Consider the following 2546-nt stretch of genomic DNA (forward strand, 5'->3'; position numbering starts at 1 on the left):
TTGAACACCAAGGCTGGGCACACTTAGCTCTGCAACCGGCCAGGTGTCAGCCCAGGGCCAGGGGCGAACTCGCTCTTCGCCTAGCAAAGTTCGCGACCAAGCCTGTTCGATCAAATACTGACTTAACCAGGCTTTAGCCGCTATTTTGGCACCACCACCAAGCTGAACAATTGCCGTGAGCGATAGGGCGATTAGCAATACAAACAGTAAAGATTTCTTTAGCATAGCGCCTTCCCTTTTCGCTTAGTCATGCCTTTCGATAGATATAACAACACCGTCACCAACAAAAGCGCCACCAAGCCGACATAAAGCTGAAACCAAAGACCACTAGAGGTCTGCGCGAGTCGTAGCGTTTGCGCCCTGTTAAGTCCCGCAAGCTTGCCCTGTGCCCAGCCTTCTGGAAGATTAGCGGGAATCTTTTGATGTTCCATCGCCACACCTGACCTTTGTGGAGTAACATCCACAGCAACCAGACTGGTAAACTTACTCACCAGACGATGCTCAAGTGCCAAGTCAGTCATCTCTTTCTGCACGAGTGCTTTATGCTCAGGTTCAGACTCACGATAGAGCGTTAGTAAATGCTCAATCTTTCTTCGCGCCCACTCGATGGCGATACCTTTTTGTCTACCATCCGCTATATCAGCCTCTAAAAACTGCCTCTGTAGCGATAGCCGCATATAGACATCGCGTCCGGCGATTTTCCCTGACAGCGTCGCATATTCAGGCATATGCTCTGCTCTAAATGCTGCATACAAAGGCTCACCTGCGTAGACATCGGGTAAGGGGCTCGGAAGCATCTCGACCTCATAACCCTGGAAGTCTATCGACACATCACTTAGGGCCGGTGCTGCCAGGCGAGTAAATAACTCGCTTATCCTTTCTTCAACACTCTCTGGCTGAGAAATGTAAGTAAAAGAACCACGACCGGCCTGTGCTGCCTTGCGCATAAAGTAGCTGTTCGGGGCAGACCCTATACCCACCGTAAACAAACGACTATGGCCAAGCTCTTGCCGGATCATGGTAAACAGTTCCGCTTCGTTACTGACAGCACCGTCGGTGATAAAGACAACTTGCCGAAGTGCTGACAGAGATTCCTCAGAACTTTGAAGCGCGATATTCAAGGCTGGTAGCATGTTAGTACCACCATTCGCATTGAGCTGATTCACTTTGTGTCTTGCGATTGATAAGTTACGAGCAGAAGCTTGCTGACTGATAGGAAACAAAGACATAGCACGATTGTTAAACCAGATCAGGTTAAAGAAGTCATCTTCTTCTAACTGGTCGAGCGCTTTTAACAAGGCCACTTTAGCCTGTTGTATCGAAGCACCCTGCATACTACCCGAAACATCCAGCACCAAAACCAGATTTCGATCTTGAGAGTCATCCTCAGCGAATTTCTCCTGGGGCGGCATCACCATCAATAAGCCATACTGGTCTTCATCATGGCCATCAGAACTCGGCTCGTGCATCACCGTCACAGTGGGTTGCGATGCGGCCTCTGGTTGCCAGCTGAGCAGAAAGTCTCGATTGGAAAGCTCTGCCTCCCCTGTAAGCTCAATTTGGTAGCGGCTTGAATCAAGCTTGTTAATACTCACTTGATGACTATTACTCTCAGGCGCATTGATAGGAATGCCAGCATCGATATCCAGCCTAATACTTAGCGGGTTGCCTGCTTTCTCTGCCAAGCGTCGATAGTGATTTTCTGGGAAGACAAAGTCCTTTTGCAGACTAGCGCGACTGCCCTCCTCGACTGTCGGTGTATATGTAGGTGTTGAAACCATGGGGAAGCGTAAATCGTATTGCCCAGCTTTATAATCTAGCCATTGTTGATACTCGAACTCTACCGTGACACTTTCATTTGGCCCGATATTAGTGAGCTGAGTTCGAAATCGATTACTTCGACGATGCGATAAGAGGCTGGCCTTTTTTCCCTCTTTGCGAGCCTTGGCAAAGGTTTTAGCTGCCTGCTTTTTTTCCTGAACCTGTCCTTCGACCACTCTGTCACCAATATGCAATCTTAGTTGGTCAACTGCAGCGGTCTCGGGTAAGGGATAGCTATATTCGCCTTCCACCCATAAATCACTGGGGTTATAAAATTCTTGTTTAACGCTCACTCGAGATATCGGCCCCACGACCTGAATACTGACATGAGTCCTCAGCTGCAGAGCCGAGAAATCCTCTTGTTCTTGGTCCCTTAGCGCTTCTGCCTCTTGCCCTTCTATAGGGCTCAACCATAAAGAGCTGTAGCTTTTGCTAGCGTCATGCTCAGACGCCAAGACACTCTGGGATAACATCCAAAGATAAAAAACAAAACTCAAAGCACAAACTTCTGCCACGCTACGCCAGCCTCGGGTTCTAAAAATAGAGCATGAATTATCGAGATAGTGTTTATTCTCTAGAGCTCGCATATGACCTCCAACTAAGTAAAGTCCGTTGATCAAAAACATTATTCACGCCCTAGCGACATATAATGTCGCCATGGCGTTTAGCTGCATTCAAATAAGAACTTTCACTGACTTAATTCTGCAAGCGACGTACTTTCAATC

The 2546-nt window shown here is 48.0% G+C and carries 2 protein-coding genes; both read right to left on the minus strand.

Going from position 1 to position 2546, the window contains the following annotated elements; genetic code table 11:
* Nucleotides 1-225 (minus strand): hypothetical protein (locus A3735_RS21015; protein ID WP_231882596.1); only part of this gene is annotated, 225 nt, incomplete at its 3' end.
* Nucleotides 219-2408 (minus strand): marine proteobacterial sortase target protein, encoded by a 2190-nt coding sequence (locus A3735_RS21020; protein WP_068638578.1) that lies wholly within the window; start codon nt 2406-2408, stop codon nt 219-221. The genes A3735_RS21020 and A3735_RS21015, both read right to left, overlap by 7 nt.
* Nucleotides 2409-2546 lie beyond the last annotated feature (138 nt).

It is taken from the genome of Oleiphilus sp. HI0061 (assembly GCF_001635675.1).